At 62.1% G+C, this 18,174-nt stretch carries 16 protein-coding genes and 1 tRNA gene; 12 read left to right on the forward strand and 5 right to left on the reverse strand.

Annotated elements, in window-relative coordinates:
• Positions 1-13: 13 nt before the first annotated feature.
• The 12 genes from fmt (at position 14) to AXG89_RS06150 (ending at position 11,350) form a co-directional block, all read left to right on the forward strand.
• A complete protein-coding gene (fmt, locus tag AXG89_RS06095; protein WP_062168561.1) occupies positions 14-1,006 on the forward strand; it encodes a methionyl-tRNA formyltransferase in 993 nt (330 codons plus the stop codon).
• A gap of 209 nt (positions 1,007-1,215) precedes the next feature.
• The gene (gene htpX, locus AXG89_RS06100; protein ID WP_062168562.1) at positions 1,216-2,073 is read left to right on the forward strand and encodes a zinc metalloprotease HtpX; all 858 of its coding nucleotides are present in this window, start codon (positions 1,216-1,218) and stop codon (positions 2,071-2,073) included.
• A gap of 203 nt (positions 2,074-2,276) precedes the next feature.
• Positions 2,277-3,761: a 16S rRNA (cytosine(967)-C(5))-methyltransferase RsmB gene (gene rsmB, locus AXG89_RS06105; protein ID WP_062170327.1), complete on the forward strand. Its 1,485-nt coding sequence runs from the start codon at positions 2,277-2,279 to the stop codon at positions 3,759-3,761.
• Positions 3,758-4,390, forward strand: a complete 633-nt coding sequence (locus AXG89_RS06110; protein ID WP_062168565.1) for a DUF4390 domain-containing protein — start codon at positions 3,758-3,760, stop codon at positions 4,388-4,390. The genes rsmB and AXG89_RS06110 overlap by 4 nt, the downstream gene beginning before the upstream one ends.
• Complete coding sequence (locus AXG89_RS06115; RefSeq protein WP_178391888.1) at positions 4,380-6,809, forward strand: sensor histidine kinase; 2,430 nt, start codon at positions 4,380-4,382, stop codon at positions 6,807-6,809. The genes AXG89_RS06110 and AXG89_RS06115 overlap by 11 nt, the downstream gene beginning before the upstream one ends.
• Positions 6,810-7,535: a response regulator transcription factor EsaR gene (gene esaR, locus AXG89_RS06120; RefSeq protein ID WP_062168568.1), complete on the forward strand. Its 726-nt coding sequence runs from the start codon at positions 6,810-6,812 to the stop codon at positions 7,533-7,535. It begins immediately after the preceding gene.
• A gap of 98 nt (positions 7,536-7,633) precedes the next feature.
• Positions 7,634-7,709 (forward strand) — tRNA-Phe (locus AXG89_RS06125).
• Between the two features lie 175 nt (positions 7,710-7,884).
• Positions 7,885-8,619 carry a 7-cyano-7-deazaguanine synthase QueC gene (gene queC, locus AXG89_RS06130; RefSeq protein ID WP_062170329.1) on the forward strand — a complete coding sequence of 245 codons (735 nt, stop codon included), beginning with the start codon at positions 7,885-7,887 and terminating at the stop codon, positions 8,617-8,619.
• A gap of 2 nt (positions 8,620-8,621) precedes the next feature.
• Positions 8,622-9,254, forward strand: coding sequence for a 7-carboxy-7-deazaguanine synthase (queE, locus tag AXG89_RS06135; protein ID WP_062168570.1), 633 nt, complete (start codon positions 8,622-8,624; stop codon positions 9,252-9,254).
• 25 nt (positions 9,255-9,279) lie between these two features.
• Positions 9,280-9,726: a 6-carboxytetrahydropterin synthase QueD gene (gene queD, locus AXG89_RS06140; protein WP_060817535.1), complete on the forward strand. Its 447-nt coding sequence runs from the start codon at positions 9,280-9,282 to the stop codon at positions 9,724-9,726.
• A 170-nt stretch (positions 9,727-9,896) separates the two neighbouring features.
• Positions 9,897-10,679, forward strand: coding sequence for an HpcH/HpaI aldolase family protein (locus tag AXG89_RS06145; protein ID WP_062168572.1), 783 nt, complete (start codon positions 9,897-9,899; stop codon positions 10,677-10,679).
• Entirely contained in the window at positions 10,676-11,350 is a 675-nt protein-coding gene (locus tag AXG89_RS06150; protein WP_062168574.1) for a tetratricopeptide repeat protein, read from the forward strand. Before AXG89_RS06145 ends, AXG89_RS06150 begins: the two co-directional genes overlap by 4 nt.
• A gap of 57 nt (positions 11,351-11,407) precedes the next feature.
• Here the strand turns inward: AXG89_RS06150 and rodA are convergent, their stop codons facing one another.
• The 5 genes from rodA to AXG89_RS06175 all read right to left on the reverse strand — a co-directional run bounded on the left by rodA (position 11,408) and on the right by AXG89_RS06175 (position 17,987).
• A complete protein-coding gene (gene rodA / locus AXG89_RS06155) occupies positions 11,408-12,556 on the reverse strand; it encodes a rod shape-determining protein RodA (protein WP_062170331.1) in 1,149 nt (382 codons plus the stop codon).
• A 24-nt stretch (positions 12,557-12,580) separates the two neighbouring features.
• Positions 12,581-15,031, reverse strand: coding sequence for a penicillin-binding protein 2 (gene mrdA, locus AXG89_RS06160; RefSeq protein ID WP_062168576.1), 2,451 nt, complete (start codon positions 15,029-15,031; stop codon positions 12,581-12,583).
• Between the two features lie 85 nt (positions 15,032-15,116).
• Entirely contained in the window at positions 15,117-15,629 is a 513-nt protein-coding gene (gene mreD, locus AXG89_RS06165) for a rod shape-determining protein MreD (RefSeq protein ID WP_062168578.1), read from the reverse strand.
• Entirely contained in the window at positions 15,626-16,738 is a 1,113-nt protein-coding gene (gene mreC / locus AXG89_RS06170; RefSeq protein ID WP_062168580.1) for a rod shape-determining protein MreC, read from the reverse strand. The genes mreD and mreC overlap by 4 nt, the downstream gene beginning before the upstream one ends.
• Before the next feature lie 205 nt (positions 16,739-16,943).
• On the reverse strand, positions 16,944-17,987 hold the full coding sequence (locus tag AXG89_RS06175; RefSeq protein ID WP_017772379.1) for a rod shape-determining protein: 1,044 nt from the start codon (positions 17,985-17,987) through the stop codon (positions 16,944-16,946).
• Between the last annotated feature and the right edge of the window lie 187 nt (positions 17,988-18,174).

The raw sequence follows: 18,174 nt of genomic DNA on the forward strand, positions 1-18,174 counted from the left end.
GGTTGGTGAATCGATGACTCAATCGCTGCGTGTCGTGTTTGCAGGAACGCCTGAATTTGCGGCCGCCGCGCTGGCCGCCATTCACGCTGCCGGTTTCCAGGTGCCACTCGTGCTGACTCAACCTGACCGGCCCGCCGGGCGCGGCATGAAGCTCGCCACGAGTCCCGTGAAGCGCTTTGCACTCGAGCATGCTCTTGAAGTCGCCCAGCCTACGTCCTTGCGGCGCAACGGCAAGTACCCGGAAGAAGCGGCCGCCGCTATTGAACGGCTGAAAAACACGCCGCACGATGTCATGGTGGTTGCGGCCTACGGGCTGATCCTGCCGCAGGAAGTGCTCGATATCCCGCCGCTTGGCGCAATCAACATTCACGGATCGTTGTTGCCGCGCTGGCGTGGCGCGGCGCCCATTCATCGGGCGATTGAAGCGGGTGACGCTGAAACAGGCATCACCCTCATGCAAATGGATGCCGGTCTCGACACGGGCGCGATGATCCGCGAAGGGCGGATCGCCATCTCGCCGCACGACACGACAGCGACGCTGCATGACCGCATGGCGCAACTGGGCGCGGATCTCGTAGTCGATGCCCTGCGCGATCTCGAACGCAACGGCTCGCTGCCCTCCACACCCCAGCCGCAAGACGGCGCGACCTACGCTGAAAAGATCGCGAAGCATGAAGCCGCGCTCGACTGGCGTCGTCCGGCGAGCATGCTGGCGCGGCAGATTCGCGCGTTCGATCCGTTTCCCGGTGCGTTTGGAACCATCGACGGCGTCGCGGTGAAGATCTGGGCGGCCGAACCCATTGAGTTCGAAGCGAACGAAGACGCAGGCGTGATCGTGGATAGTGGCGCAGAAGGGGTAATCGTGGCTTGCGGTCAGGGCGCGTTGCGCGTCACGCAACTGCAAAAACCGGGCGGCAAACGCCTGCCGGTGCGCGAGTTCCTCGCTGGATCGCCTATTGTTAAAGGACAGCGCTTCGAGCTTCGCGAAGTCGCGCCGGGCGCCTGAAGTCGCTGCGGCCGGTAACTCACGCAGCGGCCCCGTGTCTTCTTCGTGACCGGAGGCGCATTCGTTGCCACCAATAATTGAATTATTCCGCAATGCCCTTATCTAACATTTTGCTTACAGTACATGATCGATCGATTCGGTCAGGCAAATGGGCCGACATGGCCGATCGCGCTATATGCGTATTGATATCTGGGTAAGGAGTTCAAGACATGTTCAATTGGGTCAAAACCGCGATGCTGATGGCAGCGATCACGGCCCTTTTTGTCGTGATTGGTGGAATGATCGGCGGCAGCAAAGGTATGGCGCTCGCGCTGGTCGTCGCTCTCGCGATGAATTTTTTCTCGTACTGGTTCTCCGACAAGCTCGTGCTGAAGATGTACAACGCACAGGAAGTCGACGAAGCCACCGCGCCGCAGTTCTACCGGATGGTGCGCGAACTGGCGACCCGGGCACAGTTGCCCATGCCGAAGGTGTATCTCATCGACGAAGCCGCGCCTAACGCGTTCGCCACCGGCCGCAACCCGGAGCACGCGGCCGTTGCCGCGACCACGGGCATCCTGCGCGTGCTGTCCGAGCGCGAACTGCGCGGCGTGATGGCGCACGAACTTGCGCACGTGAAGCATCGGGACATCCTGATTTCGACGGTATCGGCGACCATGGCCGGCGCGATTTCCGCACTTGCCAACTTCGCGATGTTCTTTGGCGGCCGCGATTCGGAAGGACGTCCGTCGAATCCGATCGCGAGTATTGCGGTCGCGATTCTTGCGCCGATCGCCGGCGCGCTGATCCAGATGGCCATATCGCGGGCACGTGAATTCGAAGCCGATCGCGGCGGCGCGCAGATTTCCGGCGATCCTCAGGCGCTGGCGAGCGCGCTCGAGAAGATTCATGCGTATGCGTCGGGCACACCGTTTCCCACGGCCGAGCAACATCCCGCCACTGCGCAGATGATGATCATGAATCCGCTGGCCGGCGGCGGAATCTCCAAACTGTTTTCCACGCACCCGGCCACGGAAGAACGTGTCGCGCGTTTGATGGAAATGGCGCGGACCGGCCGCATGGAGTGACGCGCAGGGGACTTCAGTAGAAACCGATCGGGCTCATTGCGAAAAACTCGGCAATGAGCTCGTTTTTTTCGAGCCGAGAGAACCTCGAGCCTTGTCCGATCGGCCAGCGCTACCGCTCCGATCCCGGGCCGCTTCGCCTCCCGGGCTACAATGCTTCGTTTGCGCGGACCGGCATCGGCCGGCTCGAACGCCTTTGCCTCGACATGACCGAAAAGCCTTCCCGACGCCGCGCCGTATCATCGGCGGATAGCAGCCGGGCGTCCTCCGACGCACGCCTCGCCACGCCTCACCTTGCTCCCGATTCGCTCGCGTTCGCGCTCGATGCCGCCGCGCAAGCCGTCGGCGCCGTGCGCGGCGGTTCGGCGCTGCCCGCCGCGTTGCAAACCGTGATCGCTGCCACGCACGTGGCTGTGTCGCGCGGCGCGACGCAAGATATCGCGTATCGCACGTTGCGGCGGCTTGCGGTCGCCGACGCGTTGTCGGCCAAACTGGTACGCAAGGCGCCGCCGCCGCATGTATCGAATGTGATGGCGTGTGCGTTTGCACTGCTCGTCGATGACGAAGCCCACGCCGCTTACACGCCATTCACCGTGGTCGATCAGGCCGTCAACGCCATCGCGGCGCGGCGCGAGTTTGCGTTTGCAAAGGGCCTGGTCAACGCCGTCCTGCGTACGTTCCTGCGCGAGCGCGAGGCGTTGCTGGCTGAAGTCCGGCGCGATCCGGTCGCGCGCTTCAATTACCCGGCATGGTGGATCGATGCAGTGAAGCGCGCCCAGCCGGACGAGTGGGAGAACATTCTCGACGCCGGCAACCGGCAAGGCCCGCTCACGCTTCGTGTGAACGCGCGGCGCATGAGCGTGGAGCAATATCTCGATCTCCTGAAGGCCGAGCAGATCGAAGCCGAAGCCGCCGGCCTTCACGCAGTGCGCCTGAAAACGCCGATGTCCGTCGACAAGATCCCCGGTTTCGCCGACGGCGTCGTCTCCGTCCAGGACGCCGGCGCGCAACTCGCCGCGCAATTGCTGGACGTGCGCGACGGCATGCGTGTGCTCGATGCGTGCGCGGCGCCCGGCGGCAAGACGGGTCACGTGCTGGAACTGGCGAACGTCGAATTGATCGCGGTGGAAAGCGACGCGGGTCGCGCCAGACGCATTGGCGAAAACCTGCAGCGCCTGAAAGTGCAGGCCGAGATTCGCGTCGGCGATGCAGGCAACACTGCCGACTGGTCCGACGGCGATCCGTTCGACCGCATTCTTGCCGACGTGCCGTGCTCGGCATCGGGCATCGTGCGGCGTCATCCGGATATTCGCTGGTTGCGGCGTCCGTCGGACATTGCCGCGCTCGTCGGGGAACAGCGCCGCATCCTCGCCGCGCTCTGGCCACTGGTCGCCACCGGTGGCGAGTTGCTCTACGTTACGTGCTCGATCTTCCCGGAAGAGGGCGAGTTGCAGGCGCAGTGGTTTGGAGAGGTGCACGAAGATGCGGTACGATTGGACGCGCCGGGGCAATTATTGCCGACAGCGAGCCATGCTGGCACGGCTCGCTTGCAAGATTCACCGGACCCGGTCACGAACTCGCTGACGGACAATTCAGGCGAGGCGCAACGTACCCATTCAACATCGAAGCGGGACACGGGAGCCTTTGCGGACCACGACGGATTCTTCTACGCGCGCTTTCAGAAACGGTGACGATCAAACGCTTTTTTCCGCTTCGACGCGCGCTCGCCGGCCAGACTGTGCCGGCTTGGCTGTTGAGCCTCGCGTTGAGCCTCGTGTTGAGTCTCGCGCTGTCGTTTCTGCCGGTCGAGGCCGCGCAGGCTGATCCTATTGCCGTGCAGCGCGCGTCGCTGCAGGCCGACGGTACGGGGTGGAGTCTCGACGCCCGTTTCGATTTCGACCTCAACAGCAGCCTGGAAGACGCCGTGAACAAGGGCGTGCCGCTCTATTTCACGACCGATTTCGATCTGTCGCGGCCGCGCTGGTACTGGTTCGATGAAGAGCCGGTCAGCGTCTCGCAAAGCATCCGGCTGTCGTTTCAGCCGTTGACGCGCGAGTATCGGGTGTCGACGGGTGGTTTGCAGCTTGGTTTCGCCACGCTTGCCGAAGCGCTCGCGGTGATCAAGCACGTCACATCGTGGCATGTGATCGATCGTAATCAAGTGCAACCCGGCGAGACATATAGTGCGTCGGTACGCATGCAACTGGACATCGCGCTGATGCCCAAGCCATTCCAGATCGACGCGGTCAACAATCGCGACTGGAATCTTTCTTCCGACTGGAAGCGGTTCACTTTCACGGCGGCGCCCAATGCTAAATAAGCTCCGCCGCCGGCCATTGCGCCGCACGAACATGACGAGCATCGTGGTCCGCGCGCTGGTGGTCACGGTCGCGCTCACCGCCATCTTGCTGCTTGTCATGCTGGCGCTTGCCAGCGCGAACACCGAGTTCTTCGACCGCTATTATCAGTGGCTCTACGCCGCGAATCTCGCGGTCGCGGTGGTGCTGATCCTGATCGTGATCGGACTCGTGCTGATCATTGTCACGCGCGTTCGGCAGGGAAAATTCGGCACGCGGCTGCTGGCGAAACTCGCATTTATCTTCGCGCTCGTGGGCGTCGTGCCGGGCGGGATCATCTACGTGGTGTCGTATCAGTTCGTGTCGCGAAGCATCGAATCATGGTTCGATGTGAACGTGGAAACCGCGCTCACGTCCGGCCTGAATCTCGGGCGCGGCATGCTCGATGCATCGCTGTCGGACCTGCAGAACAAAGGCCGCCTGATGAGCGACCAGCTTGCCAGCGCGGACCCCACCAGCCTTACGCTCACGTTGCTGCGGCTGCGCGATCAGTTCAACGTGCAGGACGCGACCATCGTCGAACCCGCGCGCGGCGGCTCGGGTACGGCGCCCGATGTCCGCGTGATCGCGCAGGCATCGAGCAATTTCGCGGCGCTCGTGCCCGACAACTTGCCAAGCCCGTTGCAACTCAACCAGGCGCGCGGCCATCCATACGGCGCCATTGAAGGCGAAGTCGATGGCGATTCGAGCCTGACCGGACCCAAGGGCGCGCTGAGGCTGCGCGTGATCGTGAAGATTCCCGATAGCTCGACCACCGAACTGCAGCCGGCCGAGCGCTTCCTGCAAATCGAACAGCCGGTGAGCACCGCGCTCGCACGCAACGCCGACGCCGTGCAGCGCGCGTATCGCGAATATCAGGAGAAGGCGCTCGGGCGCACCGGTTTGCGCAAGATGTATATCGGCACGCTGACGCTGGCGCTGTTTCTCGCCACGTTCATTGCGATGATGCTCGCGCTCGCGCTCGGCAATCAGCTCGCGCGGCCGTTGTTCTTGCTGGCGCAAGGCACGAAGGAAGTGGCGGAGGGTGACTACACGCCCAAGCGCGAAGTGAAATCGCGCGATGAACTTGGCTTTCTCACGCAGTCGTTCAACGCCATGACGCGGCAATTGTCCGAGGCGCGCGCGGCGGTCGAGAACAACCGGATTGCACTCGAGCATTCGAAGGCGTATCTCGAAAGCATTCTCGCGAACCTGACGGCCGGCGTATTCGTGTTCGACCGGCAGTTCCGCCTCACCACAGCCAATCGTGGCGCGGAACGCATTTTCCGGCAGCCGTTCAGCGGATCGCTGAATCTGCCGCTGGAGCAGATCGGCGTGCTTGCCGAGTTCGGCGCGATGGTGCGCAAGGCGTTCGCTGATCGCGACGCAGCCGCGAGCGGCAGCGGCCGGCCCATTGGCGACCGTGGCCACTGGCAGCAGCAACTAGCGGTGCCCGTGCCGGGCGAAACCGATCCGCTGACCCTGCTGGTGCGCGGCACGCAGTTGCTGACGTTGACCGAAAGCGATACCGACGACGCCGAAACCACCGGCTACGTTGTCGTGTTCGATGACATCTCCGACGTCATCTCGGCGCAGCGTTCGGTGGCATGGGGTGAAGTCGCGCGGCGTCTCGCGCACGAGATCAAGAATCCGCTCACGCCGATCCAGCTTTCGGCGGAACGCTTGCAAATGAAACTCGCCGATAAACTCGCGCCCGCCGACGCCGATGTGCTGAGACGCGGCGCCACGACCATCGTGAATCAGGTTCAGGCCATGAAGCAGATGGTCGACGATTTCCGCGAATACGCGCGCACGCCGCCGGCGGTGCTCGGCAACCTGCAGCTCAACGACCTCGTGGCTGAAGTGCTGACGTTGTATGGCATTGAAGAGGGCAAGAGCCCGATCAATGTCGAGCTGACAAAGCTGCCTGTGATTCGCGGCGACGCCACGCAACTGCGGCAGGTGATCCACAACCTTCTGCAAAACGCGCAGGACGCGGTCGCCGATGTTCCCGTGCCGCGCGTGCAGCTCGAAACGAAGACAGTAGAATATGGCGACCCCGATGCGTCCGGACATGCCCGCGTGGCGGTGCGGCTGACGGTATCGGATAACGGTCCTGGTTTTCCAGCGCGAATTCTCTCGCGCGCATTCGAGCCTTATGTCACTACGAAGGCAAAGGGCACGGGTCTGGGTCTTGCAACGGTGAAGAAGATCGTCGATGAGCATGGCGCTCGCATTGACATCCGCAATCGTTCGAAGACTGCCGACGTGATCGAAGGCGCGCAGATCTCGATTTTGTTCCTGCAACTCGCGGACGATACCGCCGAACCGGGCGCATCGGCGCCCTCGGCGGCGGCGGGTCACGGAACGACAAAAGCATTAGTGCAGACAAGGGCAGCGTAAATGGCAACCATCCTGGTGGTAGACGACGAAATGGGAATCCGGGAATTGCTCTCGGAAATCCTGAGCGACGAAGGTCACGTGGTGGAGACGGCGGAGAATGCGCAGCATGCGCGGGAGTACCGGTTGCGACAGGCGCCGGATCTTGTGCTGCTCGACATCTGGATGCCCGATACCGACGGCGTGACGCTCCTCAAAGAATGGGCGGCGCAGGGCAAGCTCACCATGCCGGTGATCATGATGTCGGGCCACGCGACCATCGATACGGCTGTTGAAGCCACGAAGATCGGCGCGCTCAACTTCCTGGAGAAACCGATCGCCTTGCAGAAGCTGCTAAAGGCGGTCGAGCAGGGACTCTCCCGCGGCAATGCGCCGGCGCCGGTGGCTGCGGCCGCGTCGCGGCCACCCTTGCCGGCCAGCGGCTCGGCGGTACCGGCTTCGGCGGTTTTGCCGGTGGCGTCGTCGCTAAATCTTTCGGGTGGCGACACCAACGGCGTGGGCGCAAGCCCGGCGGCGAATCCTGCGGGCGCGACCGCATCCATCTCTTTCGACATCCCGTTACGCGATGCACGCGATGCCTTCGAACGCGCGTATTTCGAGTATCACCTTGCGCGTGAAAATGGCAGCATGACGCGTGTGGCAGAGAAAACGGGACTGGAGCGCACGCACCTTTACCGCAAGCTCAAACAGCTCGGCGTGGACCTTGGCAAGAACAAGAGCGAAGCCTGAAGGGTATGCTGAGCAAGGCGTTGGCGATCGTTTCATCAAAAAAATCGCCAAAAGGTCTTGAGCGACATAATCCCCTTTGATATACTTTCGTTCTTCGTGGCCCGGTAGCTCAGTTGGTAGAGCAGCGGATTGAAAATCCGCGTGTCGATGGTTCGATTCCGTCCCAGGCCACCACAGTTGCAAGAAAGGCCCGGAAGCCGAAAGGTTTCCGGGCCTTTCCCATTGCGCCGCGACAGTGCGTAAAAACGGCGCCATGCTAAAATCCTTGGTTCTTCAAAGACTTGGCTGACATTGCAACAATGAATTTGATTGTTGGCCAGATCGTGCAAAACCAACCAGGAGTTTCATGGTGACTCGGACAGACGCTAAAGACAGCGCACTGGTGCTGTTTTCCGGCGGCCAGGATTCGGCCACGTGCCTCGCCTGGGCGCTCGACCGCTTCACAACCGTCGAGACGCTCGGGTTCGACTATGGGCAGCGGCATCGTGTGGAACTCGAATGCCGGGAAGGCTTCCGGGCATCGCTGAAAAAGCAGTTCCCGAAGTGGGCCGACCGGCTCGGCGAAGACCACATGATCGACCTGTCCGTGCTCGGCGCCATCAGCGACACCGCCATGACACGCGAGATCGAAATCGAAGCGACCGCGAACGGTTTGCCCAACACCTTCGTGCCTGGCCGCAACCTGATGTTCATGACGATCGCGGCAGCCATTGCGTACAGGCGCGGACTGAAAGTGCTGGTCGGCGGCATGTGCGAGACGGATTTCTCCGGCTACCCCGATTGCCGCGACGACACCATGAAGGCGCTGCAAGTCGCACTCAATCTCGGCATGGACAGCCGCTTCCTGCTCGAAACGCCGCTGATGTGGCTCGATAAGGCCGACACCTGGCGCCTGGCCGAAGTGCTCGGTGGCGAGTCGCTCGTGGAGCTGGTACGCGTCGAGACGCATACATGCTATGTAGGCGAGCGTGCCGAGTTGCACGCGTGGGGCTTCGGCTGCGGCCAGTGCCCGGCGTGCAAGCTGCGCAAGCGCGGCTTCGAAGCCTATCAATCGGGTGAGCAAGTCACCACGGAACCAGTCTGATCATGACGTATGCAGTAAAGGAAATCTTCTACACGTTGCAGGGCGAAGGCGCGAATGCCGGGCGCCCGGCCGTGTTTTGCCGCTTCGCCGGATGCAACCTGTGGTCGGGCCGCGAGGAAGATCGCGCGGAGGCGGTGTGCCAGTTCTGCGATACGGATTTCGTCGGCACGGATGGCGAGAACGGCGGCAAATACAAGACGCCGGCTGATCTCGTCGCAATGATCGCGTCGCAATGGCCGGAAGGCGAAGCGCACAAGTTCGTGGTCTGCACGGGTGGCGAGCCCATGTTGCAAATCGACCAGCCTTTCGTGGACGCACTGCATGCTGCGGGCTTTGAGATGGCTATCGAAACGAATGGATCGATGCCGGTGCTGGATACCATCGACTGGATTTGCGTGAGCCCGAAAGCTGGTGCGCCGCTGGTCGTGACGAAGGGCAACGAGCTCAAAGTCGTCGTGCCGCAGGACAACCAGCCGCTTGCCGATTACGCGAAGCTCGACTTCGAGTATTTCCTCGTGCAGCCCATGGACGGTCCGTCGCGCGATATCAACACGAAGCTCGCTATCGACTGGTGCAAGCGGCACCCGCAATGGCGCCTGTCCATGCAGACGCACAAGTACCTGAACATCCCCTAACGCGAATCACCCAAGCTGAGCCGACGTGCAGACGATTACCCGAAAACTCGAATTCGATGCGGGCCACCGCATCCCCGATCACCGCAGCCAGTGCCGGAATCTGCACGGCCATCGGTATGTGCTGGAAATCACGCTGCAGGGTGAGCTAGTCGAAACGGAAGGCGCGCCGGATCGCGGCATGGTAATGGATTTCGCCGATGTCAAAGCGCTCGCCATGGAGCATCTCGTCAACAAGTGGGACCACGCGTTTATCGTGTACGCACGCGATGAAATCGTGCGCGGTTTTCTCGAGCAAATGGCCGATCACAAGACCGTCGTGCTCGACCGCATTCCAACGGTCGAAAATCTCGCCGCCGAGGCGTTCCGGATTCTCTCCGGCGTCTACGACGCGCACTACGGCGTCAACCTGAAGCTCAAGCGCATCCGGCTGTACGAAACACCGAATTGCTGGGCGGACGTCGAAGGCGTCTGACGCCGGCTTTTCGCGCTCCGCGGCTTCGCTTTTGTCACGGTATGATCGTCAAAGATTGTTGAGTGGGCCGCACGTTTTGCTGCGGCGCATCCCGGCGACATGCTAACGGAGCGAGACATGCGAGCGAACCCTTCCGCCACGTTCAAGGCCGATCCAGCGGGGATCACGCCATGAGCACCTACACGAATCTCCTCAAGCAGCGTTTCAGCGAGCACGGCACGTTGTATGGCATGTGGCTGTCGATGGGCAGCGCCGACATTGCCGAAGCGCTCGCGCATGCGGGCTTCGACTGGCTTTGCATCGACATGGAGCATTCTCCGAACGACAGCCAGGACGTCGTCGCGCAACTCCGTGCGATTGCCGCGGCGCATCTTCCGACCGAACCGATTGTCCGTGTCCCGGCGCACGACGGCTGGCTGGTCAAGCGCGTACTCGATGCCGGCGCGCGCACGCTGATGTTCCCGAACGTCGAGACGGCGGAAGAAGCGCAACATGCCGTGCGTCTCACGCAATATCCGGACGGCGAAGCACGCGATGGTCTGCGCGGCGCTGCCGGTATGGTGCGCGCGGCCGCTTACGGCGTTCGTCGCGATTATGTGACGACGGCGAACGCGCAGATATCGACGATCGTGCAGATCGAGTCGGAACTGGCGCTTGCCAACGTCGAAGCGATTGCCGCGACGCCGGGCGTAGATTGCCTGTTTATCGGGCCGGCGGATCTGGCTGCGAGCCTCGGGCATCTCGGCGATTCGAAACATCCTGACGTGCAGGCGGCGATCACGAAGATCATCGATACAGCGAAGAACGCGGGTATCGCAAGCGGCATTTTCGCGCTCGATTCCGCGAGCGCGCGGCAGTACGCGGAGGCGGGCGTGAAGGTGATTGCGTTGTCATCGGATGTGAGCTGGTTATTGAAGGCGACGCGCCAGGCGTTGCAGGAGGCGAGGGCATGAAACCCGGATTATTGGGCGCAGTTTCCGTCGCGTTATTGCTGACGTACGGCGCAGCAAACGCACAAACGGTGAAGGGCAGCGACATGGCCACGCAAAACGCCGTCGCCGATTACAACGCGGGCAATTTCGGCGCGGCGCGCTCGGAGTTTCTTCGCGCGGCGAAGAAGGGCAGCCGTCTCGCGGAATTCAATTACGCGATGATGCTGGTCAACGGCGAGGGCGGTCCCGCCGATGTCCCCGAAGGCAAGAAATGGCTGCGCAAGGCCGCCGACGCCGACATGACCCAGGCGCAGTTCGTGTACGGCAAGATGTTCGACGATGGCCAGTTTGTGGATCGTGATCCGGCTGAGGCGCATCGCTGGTTTTTGCGGGCGGCGAGCCAGGGACACGTGCAGGCGGAACTGGCGCTGGCGAATCAATTTCTCGATGGCCGCGGCACCCCGCGCGATAACGCCCAGGCCTTCGCCTGGTACAAGAAAGCAGCCGAAGGCGGCGACATGACCGCGCAATACGTGGCGGGATCGTTCTATGAACGCGGCGGCGACGGCGTGCAGAAGAACATCAATGTCGCGCGTGCGTATTACGCGGCGGCAGCGGCTCAAGGCGATCCCGCGGCGAAGCTGAAATACCAGCAACTGAGCGCGGAGCTTTCCCAGGAACGGCCGCAATAAACAAAAAGCCCGCGATGATCATCAATCGAATCGCGGGCCTTCTTGAGTCCAGACGCTTTATCCCTTCATCAGCCGCTTCTGTCGCGACACGCTCATAATCAGTCCGACCGCGACGCCGAGCGTGGTCAGCGCCGTTCCGCCATAACTCATGAACGGCAGCGGCACGCCGACTACCGGCAAGATCCCGCTCACCATTCCGATGTTCACGAACGCGTACGTGAAGAACGCCATGGTCAGCGATCCCGCCAATAACCGGCCAAACAACGTCGCGCCGTTCGCCGCAATGAACAACCCGCGCGCAATCAGCGCCATATAAAGAAAGAGCAGCACGAGTCCGCCGGCAAGCCCGAACTCCTCCGAAAAGACCGCGAAAATAAAGTCGGTATGTTTCTCCGGGATGAACTCCAGATGCGCCTGCGTGCCCTTGAGCCAGCCTTTGCCGAACGTCCCGCCTGAACCGATCGCGATCACGGCCTGAATGGTGTGAAAGCCCTTGCCGAGCGGATCGGAAGTCGGATCGAGCAGCGTACAGATCCGATGCTTCTGGTAGTCGTGCATCAAAGGCCAGTTCACTTCCGGCTGGCAGATGCGTTCCTGGAACACGCCGATACTCGCCACCACCAGCACCGCTGCAACCAGCACCGGCACGATCAGCTTGAAGCTCAGGCCCGCAAAATAGATGACAAAAAGCCCTGCCGCGAACACGAGCACGGCGGTCCCCAGATCGGGCTGCTTCGCGATGATCGCTACCGGCAGCACCAGGATCAGGAACCCGACGACGTAATCCCACCAGCGGATCTGGCCTTCACGCCGCTGGAAATACCACGCGAGCATGAGCGGCATCGCGATCTTCATGATTTCGGACGGCTGGATCACCACGCCCACGTTCAGCCAGCGTTTCGCGCCTTTTCGCGTGAGGCCGAACGTGGCGACCGCGATCAGCAACGCCATGCCGAACGTATAAAGCGGCACGGCAAAACGCATCAGCGTGGGCGGCGGGACATTGGCGAGAATCCACATCAGGCCGAACGTCAGCATGATGTTGCGCAACTGGTCCTCGACGCGCCCGGGCACATCGAGACTCGCGCTATACAGCGTCACGATTCCAACACACAGCAGCAGGAACACAATCAGCGCGAGGGGTTTGTCGAAACCCGCAAACATGCGCTTCGTGCGGTCCATCCAGGCGCGCTTGTCGAACTGCATCGCTTGCATGGCGGTTCTCCTTCTTTACTCGTCGATGCCGCCGGACGGCGTCAACGTTTGAATGGGGTTCTTGCCGTTGTTACGGGGAATCGCAGCCGTGGGCGCGGGTTCCTTCGGCGGCGCGGGTGTCCTGGGCGGCACGGGCGCAGGCGCTTTGCGGGCTTCCTTTGCGTTCAATGCCGGCACCTTCTCTTTTCCGTTGCCTTCCTTGCCAGTGGCTCGCGGCATTTCCGCTGCAACGGGGACAATGGGCGCGCGAGGCGTGGCCAGCGCGCGCAACATCATTTGCGCCGGCGATGCGGGCACGGCCGGCGCTGCGGCCGAGGCTTCGCTGCCTGCATCGGCAGATGAAGCAGGAGAAGCGGTTGAAGCCGAAGAGGCTGGCTGAGCCGCCGATGCCTCCGCCGCACCCGATGCTCCTGCCACCGGCGCGGAGGCCGCCGCGGGATTGAACGCAGGCGATGCAGCCACCACCGATGCCGGCAATGCCGCATCGACCGCCGATTGCGAGCCGCCGATCACGGGCGCTGTCGCGCCTTCCGTGGCCGACGCCGCCGCCGCCACCGCCGCCGCTTCCGCACCCGGCTTCAACCGGTCGACGAGGTAATAGTCGAGCACTTTGCGTGCAATCGGACCAGCGGCTTCCGCACCCCAGCCGCCGTTTTCGACGATCAGCGCAATCGCAATGGTCGGATGCTCTGCCGGCGCAAACGCGATATACAACGCGTGGTCTCGCAAGTGCTCGGCCGTCGCGTGGCCCGAGTAGTTCGCGCCTTGCAACGAATAAACCTGCGCCGTGCCGGTCTTGCCAGCCGACACATATTGAGCGCCGCGGAAGATCTTGACCGCGGTGCCGTTCGTGACCACGCCTTCCATTGCGCGCTTGATGAAGTCGACGTCCGCCTGCCTCACCGCAATCTTGTCGCTCGGCGCGCGGACCGTCAGACGAACGGCCTTCGTGATCGGATTCTCGACTTCCTTCACCAGATGCGGCTTCATGACTACGCCGTCATTCGCAAGCGTCGCCGTGGCGTGGGCGAGCTGCAGGATGGTGAACGAGTTGTACCCCTGTCCAATACCCAGGCTGATCGTCTCGCCTTCATACCAGCGCTGCTGTTCGGGCTTGCGATACGCCTTCTTCTTCCAATCCGTCGATGGAAGGATGCCGCGCGCTTCGCCGTAGATATCGATGCCCGTGATCTGCCCGAAGCCCCACGGCTTCATGAAACCGGCCATCGCGTTCACGCCCAGATCGTGCGCGAGCATGTAGAAATACGTGTCGTTGGAGACCACGATCGCGCGGTTCATGTCGACCCAGCCCTGACCCGCGCGCACGTCGTTGCGGAAGGTGTGGCCGCCGAACGTGTACGAGCCCGGGTCCTGGAAACCCCAGCCCGGCGTGCGCTTGTGCAGCGTCAGCGCGGCGAGCGCCATGAACGGCTTGTAGGTCGAACCCGGCGGATACGTGCCGTGCAGCGGACGGTTCAACAACGGATGATCGGGCGAATTGTTGAGCGAATCCCAGGTCTGCTGATCGATGCCGTCCACAAACGAATTCGGATCGAAACTCGGCGCCGACACAAACGCGAGCACATCGCCAGTCGATGGCTCGATGGCGACCAGCGCGCCGCGTTTGCCCGCGAACGCCTGCTCGGCGACCTGCTGCAAGCCGATATCCAGCGACAACACCAGGTTGTTCCCCGGCGTGGCTTGCGTGCGCGACATGGTGCGCACCGGCCGTCCGCCCGCCGTCACTTCCACTTCCTCGAAACCCGTCAGCCCGTGCAACTCGGTCTCGTAGCTTTGCTCGACACCGATCTTGCCCATGTAATCGGAGCCCTTGTAGTTGTTCGCGTCCAGACGCGGATCGTAGTGATCGGTGTCGGCGTCGTTCTGGTCGCTTGCGGCGTCGATACGCTCCTGATCGCGCTGCGAAATCCGCCCGATATACCCGATCACGTGCGCCGCCGTCGGTCCCAGCGGATATTGGCGGAACAGCCGCGCGCGCACTTCCACGCCTGGGAAGCGGAAACGCTGCGCGGTGAACTGGGCGACTTCTTCGTCGGTGAGACGGGTCCGGATGGGCAGGCTCTCGAAGTTCTTCGAGTCTTCCAGCAGCTTCTTGAAGCGCCGGCGGTCGCGTGCGTCGACGGGAATCACGGTCGCGATGCGGTCGATTTCATCGTCTAGCGTGGTGTTGATCTTCGATGGCGTGATTTCCAGCGTGTAAGCCGAATAGTTCTTTGCCAGCACGACGCCGTTGCGGTCGGTAATGATTCCGCGATTCGGCACGATAGGCGCAACCGAGATACGGTTTTCATCGGCCTGCAGTGAGTACTTGCTGAAATGCCAGACTTGCAGATACAGGAACCGCACGCCGATCAGCCCGAAGCAGACGAACACGAACAAGCCGGCGGCTGCCACGCGCAGGCGAAACTTCGATAACTGTTGTTCGGCGTTCTGAAATTCGGTCATGCAATCTTCGCGGGGACCGCGTATGTGGCGACTGTGGCGTGCGGCTTAACCGGCACACCGGCAGGCGCTTGAATCAACTGGCAACTCAAATGGGACGTGTGTCGTCAGGATCGGTGGCGCGGCGCTGCGGAATCAGCAGCAGGAAACTCGCGAGCGGCCACAAAATGGCTTCCACGAATCCATCGACCAGATAGCTCCAGCCGGGAAACGCCGCGCCGGTCAGCAGGCGAATCACGAACGGAACGATCTGCGCGCCGATCAGGAGCGGTGCGACCACGAACGTCTGCACGGGCAACGACATCCACAATACGCGCCTGTGAATGGTGATGGCGCCGTACGACAACAACGTATACGCAAGCGCGTGCTCGCCGAGCAGACTCGCATTGTGAACGTCCATCAACATGCCAAGCAAAAACGCGATGCCCATTCCGACACGCCGCGGCTGGTGAACGTTCCAGAAAAGCAGGACAACGGCCACAAAATCAGGCACGCCGGCCATCCGGCCCCACGGCATCAGGTTCAGCAGGAACGCGGCGGCCAGGCTGAACGTGATGAAGTAAGGATTGACCGGCTGCAGGATGTATTGCGGGCGGCTCATGGCGTGGCTCCGGGCGCGGGCCTGGCGGCGGGTTCTCGCCGGGCGTGCCCGGATCTGTTCGATGCCGCGTGCTCAGGCTTTTTCGCGGTGACGGCAGACGCCGGCTTCGCTGCTTCAGCGGCGGATGCCGGCGCGGCGGGCGTTGCCGCCGCTGCAGCCGGGGTCGCTGCGGGGGCGCTCGCGCTTTTCGCGGGCGCCGCCTTCTTCCTGCCCTTGTTTTCCTTTGCTTCCTTTGCGGCGGCCGCGGCTTCGATCTCTTCAGGATTCGGCGGCTGGTTGATCTCGTAATGCAGCACCAGCAACTGGCGCGCGCCGCGCACCGGCGCAATGGGCAGGCAGACGACGCGGGCGAACGCGGTATCGGCTTGTTTATCGACGCGCACGACTTTCGCCACCGGCAAGCCCGGCGGATAGATTCCGTCCAGGCCGCTGGTCACGAGTTCGTCGCCGGTCTGGACGTCGGCGCTGATGGGTACGAAACGCAGGTCCAGCGTGTCGCCCTTCGGCGTGCCATAGATCACGCTGCGCAAACCGGTACGCACGATCTGCACAGGAACGGCCTGGTCCTTGTCGGAGAGCAGCGTCACTTCGGATTGCAGCGGGAACACGCGGGTAATCTGGCCGATCACGCCATCTTCGTTGACTACCGGCGCGCCGTCCTGGATGCCCTGCTGCGAGCCTTTGCCAATCACGACTTTCTGTGTGAACGGATCGCGTGTGTCGTATTGCACTTCTACGGGAGTAGTTTGCGTGACGGCGCGCGCCTGAAGCTGAAGGAGCGAGCGCAAATGGGCGTTCTCGGCGTTGAGCTGGGATGCGTCGCCCGCTTTTACAGACAACTCCAGGTTCTTTTCTTTCAACTTCGAGTTTTCGGTGCGCAGGGTTGCGCTGGTCACGGCCAGATCGGCGGCGCCCATGAAGATATCGCGCGGTACTAGCGCTGCGCGCTGCAACGGGTATAACCCCGCGCCCAGCACGCCACGCACGATCTCGAGCGTGTTGAAACGCGCGTCGGAGATCAAAAGGGCGATTGCAAGCACCACGAAGAAGATCAATCTCGCGAGAGCGGATGGACCTTGCTTAAAGAGTGGCGGCGGACTGTATTCCATGGTCGGCGCCGAGGGCGTGAGCAGTTAAATCGATGCTGCGGGTCCGCGTGAAGTAGCGGCCCTGCCCAGCGCAGAGCGTTGCGGCCCGGAGCCACATTGGGCCGGGCCACGTGAACGCTTGCGCAAGTCGCAACCCTCGCGCACGTCGCAGTTGTTTCATTGAGCGAGTGCGTGTTGTTGACGCCTTCGTAAAAGGCGTCAAGACTTACTCGTAGGAGAAGATGCTGCCGAGCTTGTCCATGCGTTCGAGCGCCATGCCCGAACCGCGTACGACACACGTCAGCGGATCTTCAGCAACGAGCACCGGCAGGCCGGTCTCTTCTGCAAGCAGCCGGTCCAGATCGCGCAGCAACGCGCCACCGCCGGTGAGCATCATGCCGCGTTCGGCAATGTCAGCGCCCAGTTCAGGCGGCGTCTGTTCCAGCGCAATCTTCACCGACGAAACGATCTGGTTCAGCGGATCGGTCAGCGCTTCGAGAATTTCATTGCTCGAAATGGTGAAGCTGCGCGGAATGCCTTCGGAAAGATTACGGCCCTTGACTTCCATCTCCTTGACTTCGGAGCCCGGGAAAGCCGAACCGATTTCCTTCTTGATGGCTTCAGCCGTTTGCTCGCCAATCAGCATGCCGTAGTTACGGCGAATGTAATTGACGATGGCTTCGTCGAACTTGTCGCCGCCCACGCGCACCGAACCCTTGTACACGATACCGCCAAGCGAGATCACGCCCACTTCGGTCGTGCCGCCGCCGATATCAACAACCATGGAGCCGGTTGCTTCCGAAACCGGCAGGCCGGCGCCAATAGCGGCAGCCATGGGTTCTTCGATCAGGTAGACCTGCGATGCGCCTGCGCCATGAGCCGCTTCCTTGATCGCGCGGCGCTCGACCTGGGTCGAACCGCACGGTACGCAAATGATGATGCGCGGCGAAGGCGAGAACATGCGCGACTCGTGAGCCGTCTTGATGAACTGCTTGATCATCTGCTCGGTGACCGTGAAGTCGGCGATAACGCCGTCTTTCATGGGCCGGATAGCTTCAATATTGCCCGGCACCTTGCCGAGCATCTGCTTGGCCTCGCGGCCGACAGCCTGAATGGTCTTCTTGCCATTCGGACCGCCTTCCTGGCGGATGGAAACCACCGATGGCTCGTCAAGAACGATACCCTTGCCGCGCATGTAAATCAGCGTGTTGGCGGTGCCGAGATCAATCGCCAGATCGTTTGAAAAGTAGCTGCGCAAAAAACCGAACATTCAAAAATCCTGTCTCGCTGGGAGCCGTGCCTCGCTTCGAGCGCCAAAGGACGGCAGCGGAAAAAATTGACAGCCTGCAGCCGGACCCAATTGGTCGCGAACATTGCAAAGCTGCGAAGAAAATCTACCGGAGGATGCAAGCAAACCAGGCGCACACTTTTCTGAAAAATCTGTAACTAAGAAAAGG

Origin of the sequence: Burkholderia sp. PAMC 26561, from assembly GCF_001557535.2 — a bacterium.
GTDB lineage: Bacteria > Pseudomonadota > Gammaproteobacteria > Burkholderiales > Burkholderiaceae > Caballeronia.

What these genes read in the sequence shown, in the direction of transcription:
- htpX (WP_062168562.1), top strand. Translation starts at nt 1,216, where the DNA reads ATGTTCAATTGGGTCAAAACCGCGATGCTGATGGCAGCGATCACGGCC.
- rodA (WP_062170331.1), bottom strand. Translation starts at nt 12,556, where the DNA reads ATGCAGTTCGACAAGCGCGCCTGGATGGACCGCACGAAGCGCATGTTT.
- mreD (WP_062168578.1), bottom strand. Translation starts at nt 15,629, where the DNA reads ATGAGCCGCCCGCAATACATCCTGCAGCCGGTCAATCCTTACTTCATC.
- fmt (WP_062168561.1), top strand. Translation starts at nt 14, where the DNA reads ATGACTCAATCGCTGCGTGTCGTGTTTGCAGGAACGCCTGAATTTGCG.
- esaR (WP_062168568.1), top strand. Translation starts at nt 6,810, where the DNA reads ATGGCAACCATCCTGGTGGTAGACGACGAAATGGGAATCCGGGAATTG.
- queE (WP_062168570.1), top strand. Translation starts at nt 8,622, where the DNA reads ATGACGTATGCAGTAAAGGAAATCTTCTACACGTTGCAGGGCGAAGGC.
- AXG89_RS06175 (WP_017772379.1), bottom strand. Translation starts at nt 17,987, where the DNA reads ATGTTCGGTTTTTTGCGCAGCTACTTTTCAAACGATCTGGCGATTGAT.
- mreC (WP_062168580.1), bottom strand. Translation starts at nt 16,738, where the DNA reads ATGGAATACAGTCCGCCGCCACTCTTTAAGCAAGGTCCATCCGCTCTC.
- AXG89_RS06115 (WP_178391888.1), top strand. Translation starts at nt 4,380, where the DNA reads ATGCTAAATAAGCTCCGCCGCCGGCCATTGCGCCGCACGAACATGACG.
- mrdA (WP_062168576.1), bottom strand. Translation starts at nt 15,031, where the DNA reads ATGACCGAATTTCAGAACGCCGAACAACAGTTATCGAAGTTTCGCCTG.
- AXG89_RS06150 (WP_062168574.1), top strand. Translation starts at nt 10,676, where the DNA reads ATGAAACCCGGATTATTGGGCGCAGTTTCCGTCGCGTTATTGCTGACG.
- rsmB (WP_062170327.1), top strand. Translation starts at nt 2,277, where the DNA reads ATGACCGAAAAGCCTTCCCGACGCCGCGCCGTATCATCGGCGGATAGC.
- AXG89_RS06145 (WP_062168572.1), top strand. Translation starts at nt 9,897, where the DNA reads ATGAGCACCTACACGAATCTCCTCAAGCAGCGTTTCAGCGAGCACGGC.